Raw genomic sequence first — 17351 nt, 5'->3', positions numbered from 1 at the left:
TATGAAATTATATCGAAATGATTCCGTTTTGTAAATAGTAATTGTTACGATTTAATAAAAAAACGAAAGCTCCTCCACCTTTGTGAAGAAGCTCTACATTTATTTTATTATTGCGCTTCCTTAATTTCTTTTCCACTATTCAGTAAAAAGTCAACCGAAATCTCATTGAACTCTTTGCTCTTTTCGACATTGCATACGTGACCACAGTCATTAATTAACGTAAGTGTCGCATATGGGTCTTCTGCAATATCTTTTTGAAGCTGCTTAATAAACAAATGGTCTTCCGCTCCAGAGATGTATAGCTTAGGCACACCTTTTGAACTTTCCGACACCCCTCTATACACCGCTTCTACCGTATCTACTAAGCTGAACCAAGCGAGAAAATCCGATCTCTTCATTTTTGTCGCCTGGCTAATAAATAAGGAACGTGATTTTCGGTTCATTTTCCCTGGCATAATGATATAAGCACTAATCTTATAAATCCATAGAAAAGGAGTGAATGATTTAATCGCCTTTCCCACTCTAATTAAAAGCTTTGAGAAGAGGTTGAAATGCGTGATCGCTCCAGCCATCACTGCTGAATACACCCGTTTCGGCGCTATTTTAAAGATCGAATGAATCACAATTGTCCCTAAAGAAATGCCGATAAAATGAGCTTTTTTAATAAACAGGTGATCGAGTAAATGCAGCACTTCTTTGGCGGCCACATCAATACTAAAGTTCTTTTCCTCCTCTACACTCGGACTTTTTCCATGACCGTGAAGATGGACAGCGAGTATATTAAAATGTCTTTTTAAAGATTTAAGGTTGCTATAAAAGATGCTAGAATTCCCACCTATACCATGAATAAGCACTACATATTTATCCGAATTCGCATGTTCATATAACTTATAATCTAACAATACGTTTAACTCCTTTACTAAATGAAAAGCCGTCGATTCCTTTAAGAATACATTATTTTATTACTCGCTACAATAAAAAAGCTGAATCTAATATGTGTCAGATTCAGCTCTTTTCATTATTTTGTTAAAATTAGTGGTTCGCCTTTTGTAATCACAATCGTATGTTCAATTTGGGCTACTAGACTGCCATCAGGAGTTTTGTACGTCCACCCATCTCCACTTTCGACAATCATATCTGCTTTCGTTGAAACGAACGGCTCAAAAGCAATGACCATGCCTTCTTTTAATAGCGCATTATCCCACGGATCAAAATAATTTAAAATATGATCCGGTGCTTCATGAAGGGAGCGTCCAATTCCGTGCCCTGTTAGATTTTTAATAACTGTAAATCCTTCTCGACGAGCAGTATTCATAACCGCTTTTCCGATTTGATTTTGCTTAGAGCCCGCCTTCGCTTTCGTTAATCCATGTTCAAAGGCCATTTCAGCCGCTTGGCATAATTTTGTTAAAACAGGGTCCCCTTCACCTACAACGAAAGAAATACCCGTGTCTGCGAAATAGCCATCATAAGAACCCGAAACATCGATGTTCACAAGATCTCCTTCTTGAATGACTCGTTCTCCCGGAATTCCATGGGCCACCTCATCATTCACACTAATGCAAGTGAAGCCAGGAAAATCATACTCACCCTTTGGACCAGAAATGGCTCCGTGCTTAGCAAATAGTTCTCCACCTAATACATCTAGTTGTTTTGTCGTTACACCTGGCTTTGTCGCTGCACGCATTTCATCTCGTATTTCAGCCACAATCTTGCCAATTTTTTTTAGTGCTTGAAGCTCTTCATCATTTTTAATAATCATAAATAAAACTCTTCCTTCTTTTTTAATGTCTCTTTTATATTACTATACAGAAACAGGATCAGCTTGAAAAGTGTTTACCGTTATATTATATTTACTGAAAATACATTTTACAGTTAGGGATGATCATGAAATCCAAGTTATTGCTTATTCTATTAATTATCACTAGTATTACCATCAGCTCTTATTGGATCAAAAATACTGGCCTTCTTCACACTTTTAATCGAACAGTGGACAAATTTGATACTTTTGATCATGACAAGTGGGAAATAAGAAAAGAGTTTCCGCTCGGTCATGGCTTATTATTAGCTGATCAAGTGAACCACGAACGTGGAAAAGTCATTTTATCACTTGCTGATCAAGAGGGAAATGGCGGGGAGATTCGCACGAGAGAAACCTTTCAGTATGGCCGGTTTGAAGCCGACATTCAAGTAGCCGATGCTCCAGGGTCAATCACCGGTTTTTTTCTTTATGCCCCACCTGACCTTTACCATGAAATTGACATCGAAATATGGAACGACTCTAGCGGAAAGGTGTTATTTACTGTTTATAAAGATGGAAAACAAGCGAAACAAGCGACTCATCAATTACCTTTTGATCCAACAAAAGGTGTACACCGCTATCGGTTCGATGTGCTACCAAATAAATTAAGCTTCTATATTGATGGGGAAGAAGTACAATCATGGAAAGGACAATTTAGTTCAAAGGAGATGCAGCTAATGATCAACAGCTGGTACCCTACTTGGTTGAAGAAACAGCCCGCAAACGAGCCGAAAACAATCATTAAACAAGTGAGTTATTAAAAGGATACCCATTGAATGAGTATCCTTTTTTCCTTGATTAAAATGATTCAATTCACACTCAACTTAGAAACAATCGGTAATACTTCTGTCGGCTTTTCAGCAATATAATCCGGGTTAGCCTTTAAGGCCACTTCCGCATCGTCATAGCCCCATCCAGCCCAAACTACTTTAATGCCCGCTTTATTACAAGCGGTAATATCCCGCTCTTCGTCACCGACGTACAATGCGTCAGCCGGTGTCAGCTTATACTTATTCAACAGCTTTTTAATCATTTTATCTTTGCTAAAAATAAATTTAGAGCATAAAATTTCATCAAAATAGTCTACTTGATGTGCTTTTAGCGATTGACTAATAATATCTTTGGCATTCGAGGAAATGATCGCTAGTCGATATCCTTCTTCTTTTAATTCATCTAAAAGCTCTTTAATACCTGGAAAAAACTGAAAACCAACACCTGACTCCCTCACGTAACGATAAAGCTTCGGAGCGGCAAATGGGATGTTTCGTAAAGGAAAATTCAAATATTTACATCTTTCCGGAATAGACATCTTACTCAAAGGTTCTAAATCTGATTCTTGCACCATTCGATACCCTTCCTGCGCAGCCATTTCATTATAAGCTTCAATAAAAAGCGTTAACGAGTTCGCTAATGTTCCATCAAAATCAAATACAACATACTTCGGCATCCGTCACCCCTCCTTGTTAGATTACTTCACTTTTCCTCAATTATATCAATATTTCAGCACATGCACAGTGATTCCACTGTTAATTAACAATCAATTAACAAATGTGTTGAACCTTCGCGTATTAACACTCACATACAGACAGTTTATTCAACAACAACCTTAACAAAATATGTTAAACTATTGCCGTAGGGGGGGAGAACAATATGGATTGGTTCGGTGGGAATAATGAACAATTTCCTTTTCAAATGTTTTCAACTAGTCATATAGCTATTTTACTTATTGTACTTTTTGGCGTCATTTTTATGTATATGTTTAAAAACTACTTAAAAACACTGCAGCTACAGTACGTTGAAATTGGAGTCGCACTTTTTTTGTTAGCATTAGAAATCATTTATCATGTTTGGATGCTTACAACCGATAGCTGGGAACTTAGCCATTCCATTCCTTTAGAATTATGCAGCATTAGTTTACTTTTAACCATTTGGTTATTAATCACTAAGAAAAAAATCGCCTATGAAATCTTATTATTTACTGGTTTACTAGGGGCGTCACAAGCATTGCTAACTCCTTTCTTAACATTTGATTTTCCGCATTTCCGTTTTTTCCATTTCTTCATCACACATATGTTGATTTTTTGTACGCCGCTTTACTTTACATGGGTTAAAGACTATCGACCGACCATTTATTCCGTTTTCAAAATGTTGATCTTTTTAAATATACTCATGCCTTTTATTATGATTCTGAACGAGATCGTCGATGGCAATTATTTATACTTACATCATAAACCAAAAGGGACGAGCCTACTCGACCTATTAGGTCCTTATCCTTGGTATATCGTCTCCTTAGAACTTCTCACTCTCGGATTAAGTGTAATCATTTGGCTTGTATTTAGGGAAAAGAGACGAACAGTCAAGGTAAAAGAGACCTTTCAGCGAGAAGTGTAGATCAAGAAAGAGCACCTGTTGCAAAGAAAGGTGCTCTTTTTTTCTAAATTATTCGTTTAAGTCCACCCATACACTTTTTACTTCTGTATAAGCATTCAAGGCGTAAGACCCCATTTCTCTTCCTAAGCCAGATTGCTTAAAGCCACCGAATGGACTCGCTGCGTCAAGTGCGTTATAGCAATTGACCCAAACTGTTCCGGCTTTAATTCGCTGAGCTAAATAATGAGCACTTTTTAAGTTTTCTGTCCATACGCCTGCCGCTAATCCAAAATTCGTGTTGTTTGCACGCTCTACTAAATCATCTAAGTCGTCAAATGGTAAAGCAGAAACAACTGGGCCAAAGATTTCTTCTTTAGCAATGGTCATGGAATCGTTTACATCAGCGAAAATAGTCGGTTGAACGAAGTACCCTTGATCAAACGGCACTTTTCCACCTGTCAAAATTTCCGCTCCTTCTTCTTGTCCCTTTTGAATATAGGACATGACACGTTTTTGCTGTTCATCTGAAACGAGTGGGCCCATTTCTGTTGTTGGGTTGATCCCTTGACCTTGCTGAATTTTTTCCGCATGACTCACCATATCCGCTAGGAAATTATCGTATTTCTTCTTCTGAATAAACAGTCGAGAACCGGCACAGCACACTTGACCTTGGTTAAACATGATACCGAATAAAGCTCCTGGTACCGCTTTACTAAGGTCGGCATCTGGTAAAATAATATTCGGTGATTTCCCTCCTAACTCAAGCGTGACTCGTTTCAATGTTTCTGATGCTTGTCTCATAATCGATTTTCCAACTGGTGTCGAACCAGTGAAAGCAATTTTATCGACTTGCGGATGGTTTACTAATGGCGCTCCTGCTGTTTCTCCAAAGCCAGGAACGACGTTGATGACACCATCAGGAAACCCGATTTCTTGAGCAAGCTGAGCTAAATAAAGAGCTGATAACGGCGTTTGTTCTGCCGGCTTTAAGACGACTGTACAGCCTGTTGCTAATGCCGCTCCTAATTTCCAAGCCGCCATCAATAATGGGAAATTCCAAGGAATTATTTGTCCGACTACCCCTACCGGCTCATGACGAGTGTAGTTTAAATAATTGCCAGTAACCGGAATTGTTTGTCCCATAATCTTCGTCGCCCATCCAGCAAAATAACGAAAATGTTCAATCGCAAGCGGCACATCTGCTGCTGCGGATTCACGAATTGGTTTCCCGCCATCTAACGTATCGAGTTGCGCTAATTCTTCTTTATGCTCCTCCATCTTGTCCGCCAATAAATAAATGAGACGACTTCGTTCAGCTGCACTCATCTTTGACCACGGACCACTGTCAAATGCGCGTCTTGCGGCTTGAACAGCTTGTTCAATGTCTTGCTCCATCGCTTCACTGACAACAGCAAGCACTTCACCTGTTGCTGGATTGTACGTTTCAAACGTTTTTCCTGAAGCAGACTCGACCCATTTTCCATTAATGAAAAGCTTTTTCGTCCCTCTTAGAAATTCCTCTATACGTGGTGAGATATTGATTGTTTTTTCCATTTAAATCTCCTCCTCAAGTTTTTTGAAAACTCATCTACTAGAAGCGAATCCTTAAATGTCTATGAGCTTACCTATATAAATGCAAATTTGATGCCAAGATAAAAACACATACTATTATATATTTTCTGACTAGAAAACTGTTCAGTTGTTCAAAAAAATAAACAAACTGTTCAACGGCAATTGAACAGTTTGTTTATTTTCAGTAGGAGATATTGTATTTTTTGAGACGATTATACAATGTACCTCGCGAAAAGCCGAGCATCTTAGCAGCTTTTGTTACATTAAAATTAGTTTTCTTTAACATTTGAATAATATTTTCTCGTTCATGTTTCTCCGTTCCGATGTCTAGTAAATTATTCACTAACACAAATGGAGGAGATCTAAGCTCTTGTAAACAATCGGGTAAGTGATGGATTTCGATGATGTCTTCATCCACGAATAATACACTATATTCAATCGTATTACGAAGCTCCCTAATATTGCCTGGCCAGTCATACGTTTGCAGTAATTGTACGACCTGTTCACTAAATTGAATACGTCCAGCCAGCTGGCACTGCTCTAAAAAATAATGGGCTAATGGAAGAATATCTTCTTTTCTTTCTCTAAGCGGAGGAATCGGTAAGTTAATCACACTTAATCGATAATAAAGGTCTTCCCGGAAAGTGCCTTCTTGAATCATCTGTTTTAAATCACGGTTTGTCGCTGCAATAATTCGAACATCGACTTTTCTCGGTTTATATTCCCCTACTCTAAGCACTTCTTTTTCTTGTAACACTCGCAGTAGCAATGGTTGAACGGTTAGCGGAATTTCCCCAATTTCATCTAAAAACAATACACCGCCATTCGCTGCTTCAAATAACCCTTTCTTTCCTTCTTTTAATCCTCCTGTAAAAGAGCCTGGTGCATAGCCAAACAATTCACTTGCTGCGAGCTCATGGTTAAGAGAAGAACAATTAAATGTAACAAAAGGCTTCTCACTTCTATCACTTAATCGATAAATCGTTTGACTGAACACCTCCTTTCCCGTGCCGCTCTCTCCAGTTAGCAATACAGGTACATGACTTGGGGCCACCTTTTTGATTTTTGAAAAGAAAGATAGGAACGGAGCGCTTTGTCCGATTACTCCATCTTCAAGTTGTGAGGTTTGAGTGGACATCTTTGTAGTAGGTTGCTGAGATGAATGTTTAGGGAGTTGGACGATGATGCCGATGATTTGCTCGTTATCAATAACCTGATGCACTTTTCCTTCAGGTTGCCCGTGTAAAAAAGGCAAGGACGCACTCTCGCTAACTGTCCTTTTCTTATTCTGTAGCTGCTGGAAGTATGAACTCCAATCAAAAGCAGGTTTCCATATATAATGAAAAGATTTAGATGAGTGATTAGAAGCAAGCATGTCCCCATCCTCATCGATCGCAAGTAACCAGTCTTGTTGTATCTCACGCTTTTTCTTCATGAAAACTTCTTTCAATATACTTGTTTTTCTATGAACACGATTTAACATATCTAAATGAATCCCCTCCGCAATCGCCTTTGTTAGTAGCAAGCTTTGTTTATGGAAATGTTCATCGTTGCTCGTCAAGTCAAGGACGCCTATTAATTTCTTTTTAACAGGATGAACAATAGGCACACCTGCGCAGGAAAACACTTTCCAAGCGTCACAAAAATGCTCCGCTGTATGAATCGTCACCGGCTGTTTTGCAGCTAACGCTGTGCCGATCGCATTCGTTCCTGTCACTTCTTCATGCCAATTCGCTCCCGGATAAAAGTTGGCTTCTCGTAGTTGGTCATGCAACTTCCCTTTCATCCTCACACCAATCATTCTGCCACATTCATCCGCTAATCCAAAAGCATAGCAGTCCTCAATCTCCTTCTCCATGCGAGAATAGACTGTTGAAAAAGATTGATAAAGATGATCACGTTGTTTGATTTTGTTTACATCTTCCTCGCTTAACACAAGAGGTGCAGAATTAAGGGTTTCTAATACTTTGCTTTTTCGACTTCTTTTCCAAGACTCCATAATCGTTTGCGGTACCTCTTGATTAACTAAACGAAAATGATGATTCCTCATTCTAAATGCCCTCCTCTTATCATTCCTTTTTCATGCTATGTACTTACATAAAGGGTATCTTATTCGAAATATTCCGTCAATTAATACGACAAACAAATACTATAAAAGACAAGTTTTCCGCTATTCATTAAAAAGGAGCAGGAAAAATCGCTTTTCCCCGCTCCTATATCCCAATGATCCAAGTCCAATTATTTTTGTGTTTTTAATAAGTCTCGAATTTCCGCTAATAGTACTTCCTCTTTAGAAGGCTCTGGCGGTGCTACTGGCTCCTCGACTTTTTCTCGCTTAGTGGTTAGTTTATTAAACAGCTTAATAAAAAGAAAAATAGAAAAAGCAATAATTAAAAAGTCCACAATCGTTTGAATAAACGCCCCATATTTAATCGTCGCCTTTCCATAGGTAAAGGCTAAATCCGTAAAATTGACTCCTCCTAAAAGTAATCCAACTAACGGCATAATTACATCTTCAACAAGCGATGTTACGATCTTACCAAAAGCTCCACCAATAATCACTCCGACTGCTAGGTCGATAACATTCCCACGCATCGCAAATTCTTTAAATTCCTTTAGCATAAAGCCCCTCCATTCAATAATAATTTCTCTCTAACTATAACAAAAAATAATGAAAGGTAAAGAAAAATATTTATCCCGCATTAACGGGCTGTAAGACTCCCACCTCAACATGACAGAAAGAGCGCAGGCATGTAGGTGGGAGATCAACAGCCCGTAAAAGCCCGATCTGTTCACCTAACAATCTGTGGGGGATGAAGAAAACCCCCACAGATTGAAGGTTCACTTTATTAAAAATTCTCTATGTGCAGCAAAGTAAAAAAGCAGACGTCATCCTGCTTTCATTCATGATTTTGTTTCATTCTCTCTTCTATTCTTCTAAATTTTTCATTGCGTTTTTTCTCTGAAAAAAACAACCCTGTCAATAGAGCGATAAAAAAAACGGGTATAGCAAACACAAATAATTGCATCAAACTACTCACTATATTCATTTTTGCCCACTCCCTTTAGCCTTTTCTTTTTCATATATAGGCAAAGAAATCGTCACCTTTGTCCCTTTTCCTTCCTCACTTTCAAAAGAAATCGTTCCTTTATGATTTTGAATAATTTTAAAGCTGACCATTAAGCCAAGACCCGTCCCCTTTTCTTTATTAGAATAGAACGGTTCACCAAGTCTAGCAATCCGATCCTTTTGAATACCAATCCCTTCATCTATCAATTCCATGATCACTCGCTTATTGTCATGCTTCGTTATCATAGTAATAACACCGCCATTAGGCATTGCTTCTAAAGCATTCTTAATTAAATTAATAACGACTTGTTTAATTTGTTTCATTTCTCCAAATATTGCTGGTAAATAAGGATCAAGTGTACTAACGATGTTCGCATTATGAAGTAACGCTTCAGGCTGCATAAAAATAATCACTTCATTTAGTATTTTATTCAAATTAAGTTTTTCCATTTGTAATTCTTGATGAGGCTTCGCCAGCATTAAAAATTCATTCATAATAAATTCAATTCGTTGTAGTTCAGACAAAATAATGTCGCTATACTTCGTTTGACTTTCCTTTCCCCAAAGCTGAACAAACCCTTTAATCGTCGTTAATGGATTGCGAATTTCATGAGCGATCCCAGCCGCTAATTGTCCGACAGCCCCAAGCTTATCACCTTTACGAATTAAAATATCTTTCTCCTTCAATTCAGTAATATCTTCCAACACACTAATGATTCGCTTCGGCTGTTTTGCTTTATTATAAATGACGGTTTGTCTTGATCTGATCCAACGAATTTCACCACTCGGTCGAATGATACGAAACTCAAATTCATCAGGTGCTTCCTTATAATGAGTAATTTGATACATGAAATATTCACGGTCCTCTTCATGAATCGTTTCAATATATTGAAAGTGATTTTGATATAAATCAGATATAGAACGTTGCCATACTTTCTCAAATGCAGCGCTTACATAAAGCAGTTCAAATCCCTCTACATTATGCACGCAAAATACTTCATTAATGTTTTCAGTAATCTCTCTTATTTGTTTTTCGCTTTCCTTTAATTTTTGTAAACTTATTTGATAGTCTGTAATGTCACGTATATTTACCGCAAGCCCTGTTGAGGATGGAAACGTACAAATTTCAAAATAGCCTTTGTAAAGATGACTATATACTTGAAAACGTTGGGGTTCTTGCGTATTCATAGACTGCTTATAATAATATTCATAAATCGTCCCTCTCACTTCAGGGAACGTATCCCATAAATTCTTGCCGACAAGCTCTTCTTGTTTTTGCTCCCACATACTTGCAAACACATCATTGACATAGACAATATTCCACTTGTTATCTACAAAGAAAAACGCTTCAATAATACTCTGTAATATACTCTCTAGACGCTCATTTGCTTTTTTCAATTCCTTTTTCTGATTAATAAGCTCTCTCTGTGCCTCCACAAGCAGAGAATTATCTCTACTAATACCGGAGAACGCTACGATTTCTCCTGCTTCATTTCGGATCGGTGAAGCAGTGATGCTCACAGGAATCATCGACCCATCTTTGCACAATCTCATCGTTTCATAGTTGACCATTTTTTGGCCAGACAACACTCTTGCCTTGAGTTGTTGAAATTCACTGTAAAAAGAGTCTGGAATAACAGGTAGCTTTCGCCCTTTTACTTCTTCATTCGTCCATCCAAAAATCTTCTCAAAAGCTCTATTGACAGCAATCATATTTCCTTCTAAGTCTATAATATCAACTGCGTCATCTGTATTCTCCCAAAACGATTGGAAACATTGATTCGATTGAATAAGTTCACTTTCTAATCGCTTTTGTCGGCTCATATCTCGTCCAACCATTAAAACCATTTTTTGCGAAGCCATTGAAGCCCCACTCCAAGACATCCAAATGTAATTACGATCTTTGCAAAGACTCCGGTTTTCAACCGTTACTAATTTGCTACATTGTATAACCTCTTCAAATTTATCTCTTGTATTTTCAAGGTCGGATGGGTGAATGTAATCTAAGAAATTCTTTCCAATAAGTTCTTTCTCATCATAACCTAACGCCGAGGTTAATGCCGGGTTAACAAATTGAATAATTCCATCATGATCCGTAGCTGCAAACATTTCTTTTTTCATTTGTATAAACCACTCGACCTCTTTAGGAGAAACAAGTGCAGAATTAAAAAAATTATTCGCCATTTTCTATACCTCTTTAAAAAACGAATTTTTATCCCATAAAAATTAGAATTAATTCAAGATTAACACTTTTGCATATGAAATGACTAGATAATACGAGAAAAGAGTAGGAATGTACCGGTTTCTTTACTAAATCTCTATGCGAATTCACAAAAAAACCCATGACGAGTACGTCATGAGCTTTTCTTAGTTATTCTGCTTTTCGTTCCCAACATTCAACTCCATTGATCCCTTTAATAGAATCGGCATAGAAAACAGGTTCTTTTCCTGCTTTTCGTTGCTTTTGATAATCGCTAAGAACCGCCATGGCAATTTTATATAACATCGCAATCGCCACTAAGTTAATAAAGGCCATAATCGCCATAAATAAGTCTGCTAAGTTCCAGACTAAACTGATTTTAGCGACTGCTCCAAAGTAAACCATTCCAACGACAGCTACGCGATATACAAATAATGCTGTCGGTGAATTTTTAATAAATTCGATATTTGTTTCTCCATAATAATAATTTCCGATAACCGAACTAAAGGCAAATAGAAAAATGGCTACAGCAATGAAAATACTCGCCCAATCACCGATATGAACACTAAGTGCTGATTGGGTTAAATTAATAGAAGTAAGTCCTTCTTTTGTATACTCACCAGATAAGAGAATGATGAAAGCCGTGGCCGAACAAATTAAGATTGTATCGACGAATACACCTAATGTTTGAATGAACCCTTGCTTCACCGGATGACTGACATCTGCTGCTGCGGCGGCATTTGGAGCGGAACCCATACCTGCTTCGTTTGAATAGAGTCCTCGCTTCACTCCGTTCATCACTGCAGCCCCTAATGCTCCTCCGGCTGCCTCTTGCAAACCGAAAGCGCTCTTAAAAATTAACATAAACATCGCCGGCACTTCCGTAATATTCATGAATACAATAGCGATCGCTAAAATTAAATAAATAATGGCCATCACCGGGACGAGAATTTGTGTCACATGGGCAATTCTTTTAATTCCACCGAAAATAACGACAGCTGTTAATCCCGCAAGAATCAGTCCAATCGTAGAAGTAGATACGTCAAATCCTTGATTAACCGCATTTGAAATGGTATTCGATTGAACGGCGTTAAAAACTAATCCGAAGCAAAAAGTGATGGTAATCGCAAAGATAATTCCCATCCATCTTTTATTAAGTCCTCTCTCCATATAATAGGCAGGACCTCCACGGAAGCCGTTTTTATCTTTTACCTTATACACTTGAGCAAGTGTACTCTCAACAAAGCTCGACGCCGCTCCAATAAAAGCAATGACCCACATCCAGAAAACAGCTCCTGGTCCACCTGTTGCAATCGCTGTTGCAACTCCAGCAAGGTTTCCTGTTCCTACTCGTGAAGCCGCACTAATCGTAAACGCTTGGAAGGAAGAGATCCCTTTTTTTCCATCGGTTGAGATTGTTGATTTTTCAAAAATTACACGAAACATTTCCCCGAAATAACGAAACTGAACAAACTTGCTTTTATATGAGAAAAATAGACCTAAACCTATCAACATAGCAATCATTAAATAGGTGTACAAATAATCATTAATTGTCAATACATATTGATTAATAACATCTAAAAACTCCATATAAAATCACCCTCCCTTTCACCTGCATTCAACTTAAAATTAACTTATACTACCTTATCAAAAAGATAGATTCCAATCAAATGGATTTTTTAAACACCATTGAGAAATAGGGCTGCATAATCATACACAGCCCTCCTGTGGAACTCTTTTATTGTTGTGGATCAATCAACGGCCACACTCTTGTGACTACACCACTTTCTTTTTCATCGACAACAAAGGACCCGTTAGAATAACGATCACTCTTTTTTAACGAGTGAAAATCAAATGTTTCGGTTTGACCTTTTTCTGTTTGTAACACCATTTTTTCTATGGACTCGACCAATTCCACTCCGACGACGCGATGAGGGTTCGCTTTTAACTCGCGAAGCATAACGACTCCCCGAGTAGCTCGAGTAGCCACTTCAAATACAGACATGTCCATCTTCTTGACAGCTCCTCGTTGCGTAACTAAAACGATCGCTTGACCGGATGACTCTTTCATTGCTTGACCAGCAACAACAAAATCGCCTTCTTTTAAATTAATCCCTTTGACTCCCGCTGCTCGTGGACCGAAGATATTCACTTCTTGTTCAGTAAATAATAAACCGTAACCAAAATGTGTCGCAATGAACACATGGCCTTCTCCATCCGTCAAATGAACATCAACGACTTCATCATCCGCCTTTAAATTGATCGCGACTAATGCACGCGAATAACGCTGAACTTTATACTGTGACATCTCTGTTTTCTTAACCATCCCGTTTTTCGTCATAAATAACAAGAAGAGCGGCTGATTAAAATCCTTCACCGAGAATACAGAAATAACCTCTTCCTCTTTATCAATCGATACAAGACTCGCAATATGCTGCCCTAAGTCTTTCCAACGAATATCTGGCAATTCATGAACTGGCACATACAAGTAGTTCCCTTTATTCGTAAACACTAACAAGACGTCGGTTGTGTTCACTTCCGCTTGATAAAGCAAATGATCTGTTTCTTTCATGCCAAGGTCCGCCCCACCAGAAGCTGAATAAGAACGCAAGCTCGTTCTCTTCATATAACCATCCTTTGTGACCGTCACCATCACATCTTCACTAGGGATCATCACTTCTAAATTCACTTTAATTTCTTCGATTTCTTTTTCAATAACCGTTCGGCGCTCATCGTTGTAACTTTTCTTGATGGCTCGAAGCTCCGTTTTAATGACAGCTGCTAATTTTTTCTCGCTAGCTAAAATAGCCGTTAGCTGATCAATTAAAGCAGCTAGCTCCTCGGCTTCTGTTCGTAAAGCTGTAATATCAGTATTCGTTAATCGATAGAGCTGCAAATTAACAATCGCTTCCGCTTGTGGCTCGGTAAAATCAAACGATTGCATTAAATTTTGTTTCGCATCTTTCTTATCCTTAGATGCTCGGATCGTTGCAATCACTTCATCTAAAATAGACAATGCCTTTATTAAACCGTCGACAATATGCGCTCTCGCTTTTGCCTTTGCCAATTCAAATTCAGAACGTTTCGTCACCACTTCTTTTTGATGGCTAATGTAGGCATCGAGCAACTGAGTAAGCCCCATTAACGTAGGACGACGATTATGGATAGCGACCATATTAAAATTGTAGCTAACTTGCAGATCACTCGCCTTATATAAGTAATTAAGGATTCCTTGTGCATCACCATCTTTTTTCAACTCGATGACAATTCTTAACCCTGTTCGATCCGTTTCATCGCGAATTTCTGAGATGCCCTCTACTTTACGATCTAAGCGGAGCTCATCTATTTTCTTGACGAGATTCGCTTTATTCACTTCATAGGGAATTTCCGTGATCACAATTTGCTTGCGACCGCCTCGAACCTCTTCGATGTCAGCTTTGCCGCGCACGACTACTTTTCCCTTACCTGTTTTATACGCTTTTTCAATGCCATCAATCCCTTGAATAATTCCTCCAGTCGGAAAATCCGGGCCTTTTATAACCGTCATTAACTCCTCTACTGTACAATTCGGCTTGTCCATTCTTAAAATAGCCGCATCAATGACTTCTCCAAGTTGGTGAGGAGGAATTTCTGTTGCATACCCAGCAGAAATTCCCGTCGCTCCATTCACTAACAAATTGGGATACCTTGATGGCAGCACAGTCGGCTCTTCGGTCGTATCATCAAAGTTTGGGATAAAATCAACCGTTCGTTTATCAATATCTTTTAACAATTCACCCGCGATGGAAGAAAGTCTCGCCTCCGTGTAACGCATCGCCGCTGGAGGATCGCCATCGATCGATCCGTTGTTTCCATGCATTTCAACGAGTAATTTCCTCACTTTCCAATCTTGACTAAGACGCACCATCGCATCATAGACAGATATATCGCCATGCGGATGGTAATTACCGATGACATTACCAACCGTCTTCGCAGATTTTCTAAATCCTTTTTCCTGCGTGTTTCCTTCTGCATACATCGCATATAAAATCCGGCGTTGAACCGGCTTTAATCCATCGCGAGCATCCGGTAAGGCACGCTCTTGAATAATATATTTACTGTAGCGACCGAAACGATCACCTAACACTTCTTCTAATGGTAAATCTTGAAACTTTTCTTTCTCCATTTAGTTATTCCTCCTCGCCGACTGAAAGATTCTCGTTTTCTAAAATATTGCCGTCCTCTTCCATGCCAAACGCAACATTCGATTCAATCCACTTGCGGCGCGGTTCTACTTTATCACCCATCAACGTAGTGATCCGACGTTCAGCTCTAGCGGCATCATCAATTAAGACACGAATCAGCGTTCTCGTTTCAGGGTTCATCGTCGTCTCCCATAGTTGATCGGCATTCATCTCACCTAAACCTTTATAACGCTGAAGCATGTAGCCTCTGCCTACTTTTTTCATCGTTTCATCTAGTTCATCATCAGTCCATGCATATTCAACGACTTCTTTTTTGCCGCTTCCTTTACTTACTTTATAAAGTGGCGGAAGGGCAATATACACTTTCCCCGCTTCGATCAAAGGTTTCATATAACGGTAAAAGAACGTTAACAGCAACACTTGAATATGGGCGCCATCTGTATCGGCATCGGTCATAATGATCACTTTATCGTAATTGGCATCTTCCACCGCAAATTCTGGCCCAACTCCGGCGCCAATCGCATGAATGATCGTGTTGATTTCTTCATTTTTAAAAATATCAGCGAGTTTCGCTTTTTCTGTGTTGATCACTTTCCCTCGAAGTGGCAACACCGCCTGAAAACGACGGTCACGACCTTGCTTCGCCGAACCACCTGCCGAATCTCCCTCAACTAAGTACAATTCATTTTTTTGAGGATTTCTTGATTGCGCCGGCGTCAATTTCCCTGAGAGAACCGCTTCATTTTTTTTGCGTTTCTTGCCGTTGCGGGCATCTTCTCTCGCTTTACGGGCCGCTTCTCTCGCTTGAGCGGCTTTTACCGCCTTTTTAATTAAGAGAGAGCTAATATCAGGGTTTTCTTCAAGAAAATAAGACAGCTGAGCAGAGACCACTTGATCCACAGCCGAACGAGCCTCGCTCGTCCCTAGCTTCCCTTTCGTCTGCCCCTCAAATTGTAAAAGCTCTTCAGGAATTCTAACAGAGATAATCGCTGATAGACCTTCTCTAATATCGGTACCTTCCAGATTCTTGTCTTTTTCCTTCAATAAACTCACTTTGCGAGCATACTCATTAAACATTCTCGTCATCGCTGTACGAGTACCCGCTTCATGAGTCCCCCCGTCCTTTGTGCGAACATTATTGACAAATGACAAAATATTTTCTGAAAAACCGTCATTAAATTGAAAAGCAAACTCGACTTCAATACCACTTTGCTCTCCATCGAATGAAGCAACTGGATGCAACGTGTCCTTTTCTTCATTTAAATATTTAACGAACTCTTCAATCCCGTTTTCATAGTGGAAAATCTCTTCTTCTCCATGACGCTGATCACGTAACGTGATTTTCATCCCTTTTAATAAAAAAGCAGATTCTCGTAACCGTTCACCGAGCGTATTAAAATTATAATTAATCGTACTGAAAATCGTTGCGTCCGGTTTGAAATGAATAATCGTACCTGTTTTCTTTGTCTTCCCTATTTTCTCTAACGTCGTAACGGGCGTTCCACCTTTTTCAAAACGTTGTTCGTAAATGAAACCATCACGATGAATCGTCACTGTTAACCATTCAGATAGAGCATTCACGACGGACGCACCCACTCCGTGAAGCCCCCCACTCGTTTTATAGCCACCTTGGCCAAACTTCCCGCCAGCATGGAGAACCGTTAAAATCACTTCTGGTGTCGGCTTACCCATCTTATGCATTCCAGTAGGCATTCCTCGCCCATGATCTTGTACACTAACCGATTGATCTTTATGAATCGTAATATTGATTTCATTGCCATATCCAGCGAGTACTTCATCGACTGAATTATCGACAATTTCATAAACTAAATGGTGTAACCCTCTTGCATCCGTAGAACCAATATACATTCCTGGACGCTTTCTCACAGCCTCAAGCCCTTCAAGAACTTGAATAGCATCATCATTATATTCAATCATTGTTTTTTTTCTTGACACAAATATTCCCCTTTCTAGCCTTTCCATGGGGAAAAGCAAAACAAACAAATGTTCGTTTTTATCTTATCATATTTTTCATAAAAAGGACATATCAGATTAACACACGTTGAACCGGCGCGCTTTTTATGTAAAATAACTATGACTTATTGTATGTTTAGCGCCGATTTAAATCAATTACATTGCAATAAAAAATAAAAT

At 38.9% G+C, this 17351-nt stretch carries 13 protein-coding genes; 2 read left to right on the top strand and 11 right to left on the bottom strand.

The features are described 5' to 3' along the window. Positions 1 to 107 precede the first annotated feature (107 nt). A complete protein-coding gene (locus tag ACSVDJ_RS07870; protein ID WP_439170554.1) occupies positions 108 to 902 on the bottom strand; it encodes an alpha/beta fold hydrolase in 795 nt (264 codons plus the stop codon). A 116-nt stretch (positions 903 to 1018) separates the two neighbouring features. Continuing rightward, positions 1019 to 1762 (bottom strand): type I methionyl aminopeptidase, encoded by a 744-nt coding sequence (gene map / locus ACSVDJ_RS07865; protein WP_439170555.1) that lies wholly within the window; start codon positions 1760 to 1762, stop codon positions 1019 to 1021. 125 nt (positions 1763 to 1887) lie between these two features. Between map and ACSVDJ_RS07860 the strand changes: the two genes are divergently transcribed. After that, the gene (locus ACSVDJ_RS07860; RefSeq protein ID WP_518620402.1) at positions 1888 to 2562 is read left to right on the top strand and encodes a family 16 glycosylhydrolase; all 675 of its coding nucleotides are present in this window, start codon (positions 1888 to 1890) and stop codon (positions 2560 to 2562) included. A gap of 47 nt (positions 2563 to 2609) precedes the next feature. Here ACSVDJ_RS07860 and ACSVDJ_RS07855 read toward each other — a convergent pair whose 3' ends face one another. Further along, positions 2610 to 3248, bottom strand: coding sequence for an HAD-IA family hydrolase (locus ACSVDJ_RS07855; RefSeq protein WP_439170557.1), 639 nt, complete (start codon positions 3246 to 3248; stop codon positions 2610 to 2612). A 203-nt stretch (positions 3249 to 3451) separates the two neighbouring features. On the opposite strand from ACSVDJ_RS07855, the gene ACSVDJ_RS07850 reads away from it, so the two are divergent. Next, positions 3452 to 4192, top strand: coding sequence for a YwaF family protein (locus tag ACSVDJ_RS07850; RefSeq protein WP_439170558.1), 741 nt, complete (start codon positions 3452 to 3454; stop codon positions 4190 to 4192). Between the two features lie 48 nt (positions 4193 to 4240). Here the strand turns inward: ACSVDJ_RS07850 and ACSVDJ_RS07845 are convergent, their stop codons facing one another. The 8 genes from ACSVDJ_RS07845 to parE all read right to left on the bottom strand — a co-directional run bounded on the left by ACSVDJ_RS07845 (position 4241) and on the right by parE (position 17135). Next, on the bottom strand, positions 4241 to 5725 hold the full coding sequence (locus ACSVDJ_RS07845; RefSeq protein ID WP_439170559.1) for an aldehyde dehydrogenase family protein: 1485 nt from the start codon (positions 5723 to 5725) through the stop codon (positions 4241 to 4243). A gap of 199 nt (positions 5726 to 5924) precedes the next feature. Continuing rightward, positions 5925 to 7793 (bottom strand): sigma-54-dependent Fis family transcriptional regulator, encoded by a 1869-nt coding sequence (locus ACSVDJ_RS07840; protein WP_439170560.1) that lies wholly within the window; start codon positions 7791 to 7793, stop codon positions 5925 to 5927. 188 nt (positions 7794 to 7981) lie between these two features. Further along, positions 7982 to 8365, bottom strand: coding sequence for a large conductance mechanosensitive channel protein MscL (gene mscL, locus ACSVDJ_RS07835; protein WP_439170561.1), 384 nt, complete (start codon positions 8363 to 8365; stop codon positions 7982 to 7984). 278 nt (positions 8366 to 8643) lie between these two features. Next, on the bottom strand, positions 8644 to 8793 hold the full coding sequence (locus ACSVDJ_RS07830) for a hypothetical protein (protein ID WP_439170562.1): 150 nt from the start codon (positions 8791 to 8793) through the stop codon (positions 8644 to 8646). Then, on the bottom strand, positions 8790 to 10997 hold the full coding sequence (locus tag ACSVDJ_RS07825) for a PAS domain S-box protein (RefSeq protein ID WP_439170563.1): 2208 nt from the start codon (positions 10995 to 10997) through the stop codon (positions 8790 to 8792). The genes ACSVDJ_RS07830 and ACSVDJ_RS07825 overlap by 4 nt, the downstream gene beginning before the upstream one ends. Positions 10998 to 11184: 187 nt before the next feature. Continuing rightward, a complete protein-coding gene (locus tag ACSVDJ_RS07820; protein WP_439170564.1) occupies positions 11185 to 12603 on the bottom strand; it encodes an alanine/glycine:cation symporter family protein in 1419 nt (472 codons plus the stop codon). 148 nt (positions 12604 to 12751) lie between these two features. Beyond that, positions 12752 to 15178, bottom strand: a complete 2427-nt coding sequence (gene parC, locus ACSVDJ_RS07815; RefSeq protein ID WP_439170565.1) for a DNA topoisomerase IV subunit A — start codon at positions 15176 to 15178, stop codon at positions 12752 to 12754. 4 nt (positions 15179 to 15182) lie between these two features. Continuing rightward, entirely contained in the window at positions 15183 to 17135 is a 1953-nt protein-coding gene (parE, locus tag ACSVDJ_RS07810; RefSeq protein ID WP_439170574.1) for a DNA topoisomerase IV subunit B, read from the bottom strand. Between the last annotated feature and the right edge of the window lie 216 nt (positions 17136 to 17351).

This window comes from Bacillus sp. Hm123 (assembly GCF_051842975.2).
Classification (GTDB): Bacteria; Bacillota; Bacilli; order Bacillales; family Domibacillaceae; genus Bacillus_CE.
Note: the sequence above shows the minus strand (reverse complement) of the source record. Positions and strands in the feature narration are given on the sequence as shown.

Bases quoted from the DNA above. Each gene is read 5' to 3' on its own strand.
- ACSVDJ_RS07850 (WP_439170558.1), top strand. From the start codon at position 3,452: ATGGATTGGTTCGGTGGGAATAATGAACAATTTCCTTTTCAAATGTTT.
- ACSVDJ_RS07860 (WP_518620402.1), top strand. From the start codon at position 1,888: ATGAAATCCAAGTTATTGCTTATTCTATTAATTATCACTAGTATTACC.
- ACSVDJ_RS07820 (WP_439170564.1), bottom strand. From the start codon at position 12,603: ATGGAGTTTTTAGATGTTATTAATCAATATGTATTGACAATTAATGAT.
- parC (WP_439170565.1), bottom strand. From the start codon at position 15,178: ATGGAGAAAGAAAAGTTTCAAGATTTACCATTAGAAGAAGTGTTAGGT.
- mscL (WP_439170561.1), bottom strand. From the start codon at position 8,365: ATGCTAAAGGAATTTAAAGAATTTGCGATGCGTGGGAATGTTATCGAC.
- ACSVDJ_RS07845 (WP_439170559.1), bottom strand. From the start codon at position 5,725: ATGGAAAAAACAATCAATATCTCACCACGTATAGAGGAATTTCTAAGA.
- map (WP_439170555.1), bottom strand. From the start codon at position 1,762: ATGATTATTAAAAATGATGAAGAGCTTCAAGCACTAAAAAAAATTGGC.
- ACSVDJ_RS07855 (WP_439170557.1), bottom strand. From the start codon at position 3,248: ATGCCGAAGTATGTTGTATTTGATTTTGATGGAACATTAGCGAACTCG.
- ACSVDJ_RS07825 (WP_439170563.1), bottom strand. From the start codon at position 10,997: ATGGCGAATAATTTTTTTAATTCTGCACTTGTTTCTCCTAAAGAGGTC.
- ACSVDJ_RS07840 (WP_439170560.1), bottom strand. From the start codon at position 7,793: ATGAGGAATCATCATTTTCGTTTAGTTAATCAAGAGGTACCGCAAACG.
- parE (WP_439170574.1), bottom strand. From the start codon at position 17,135: ATGATTGAATATAATGATGATGCTATTCAAGTTCTTGAAGGGCTTGAG.
- ACSVDJ_RS07830 (WP_439170562.1), bottom strand. From the start codon at position 8,793: ATGAATATAGTGAGTAGTTTGATGCAATTATTTGTGTTTGCTATACCC.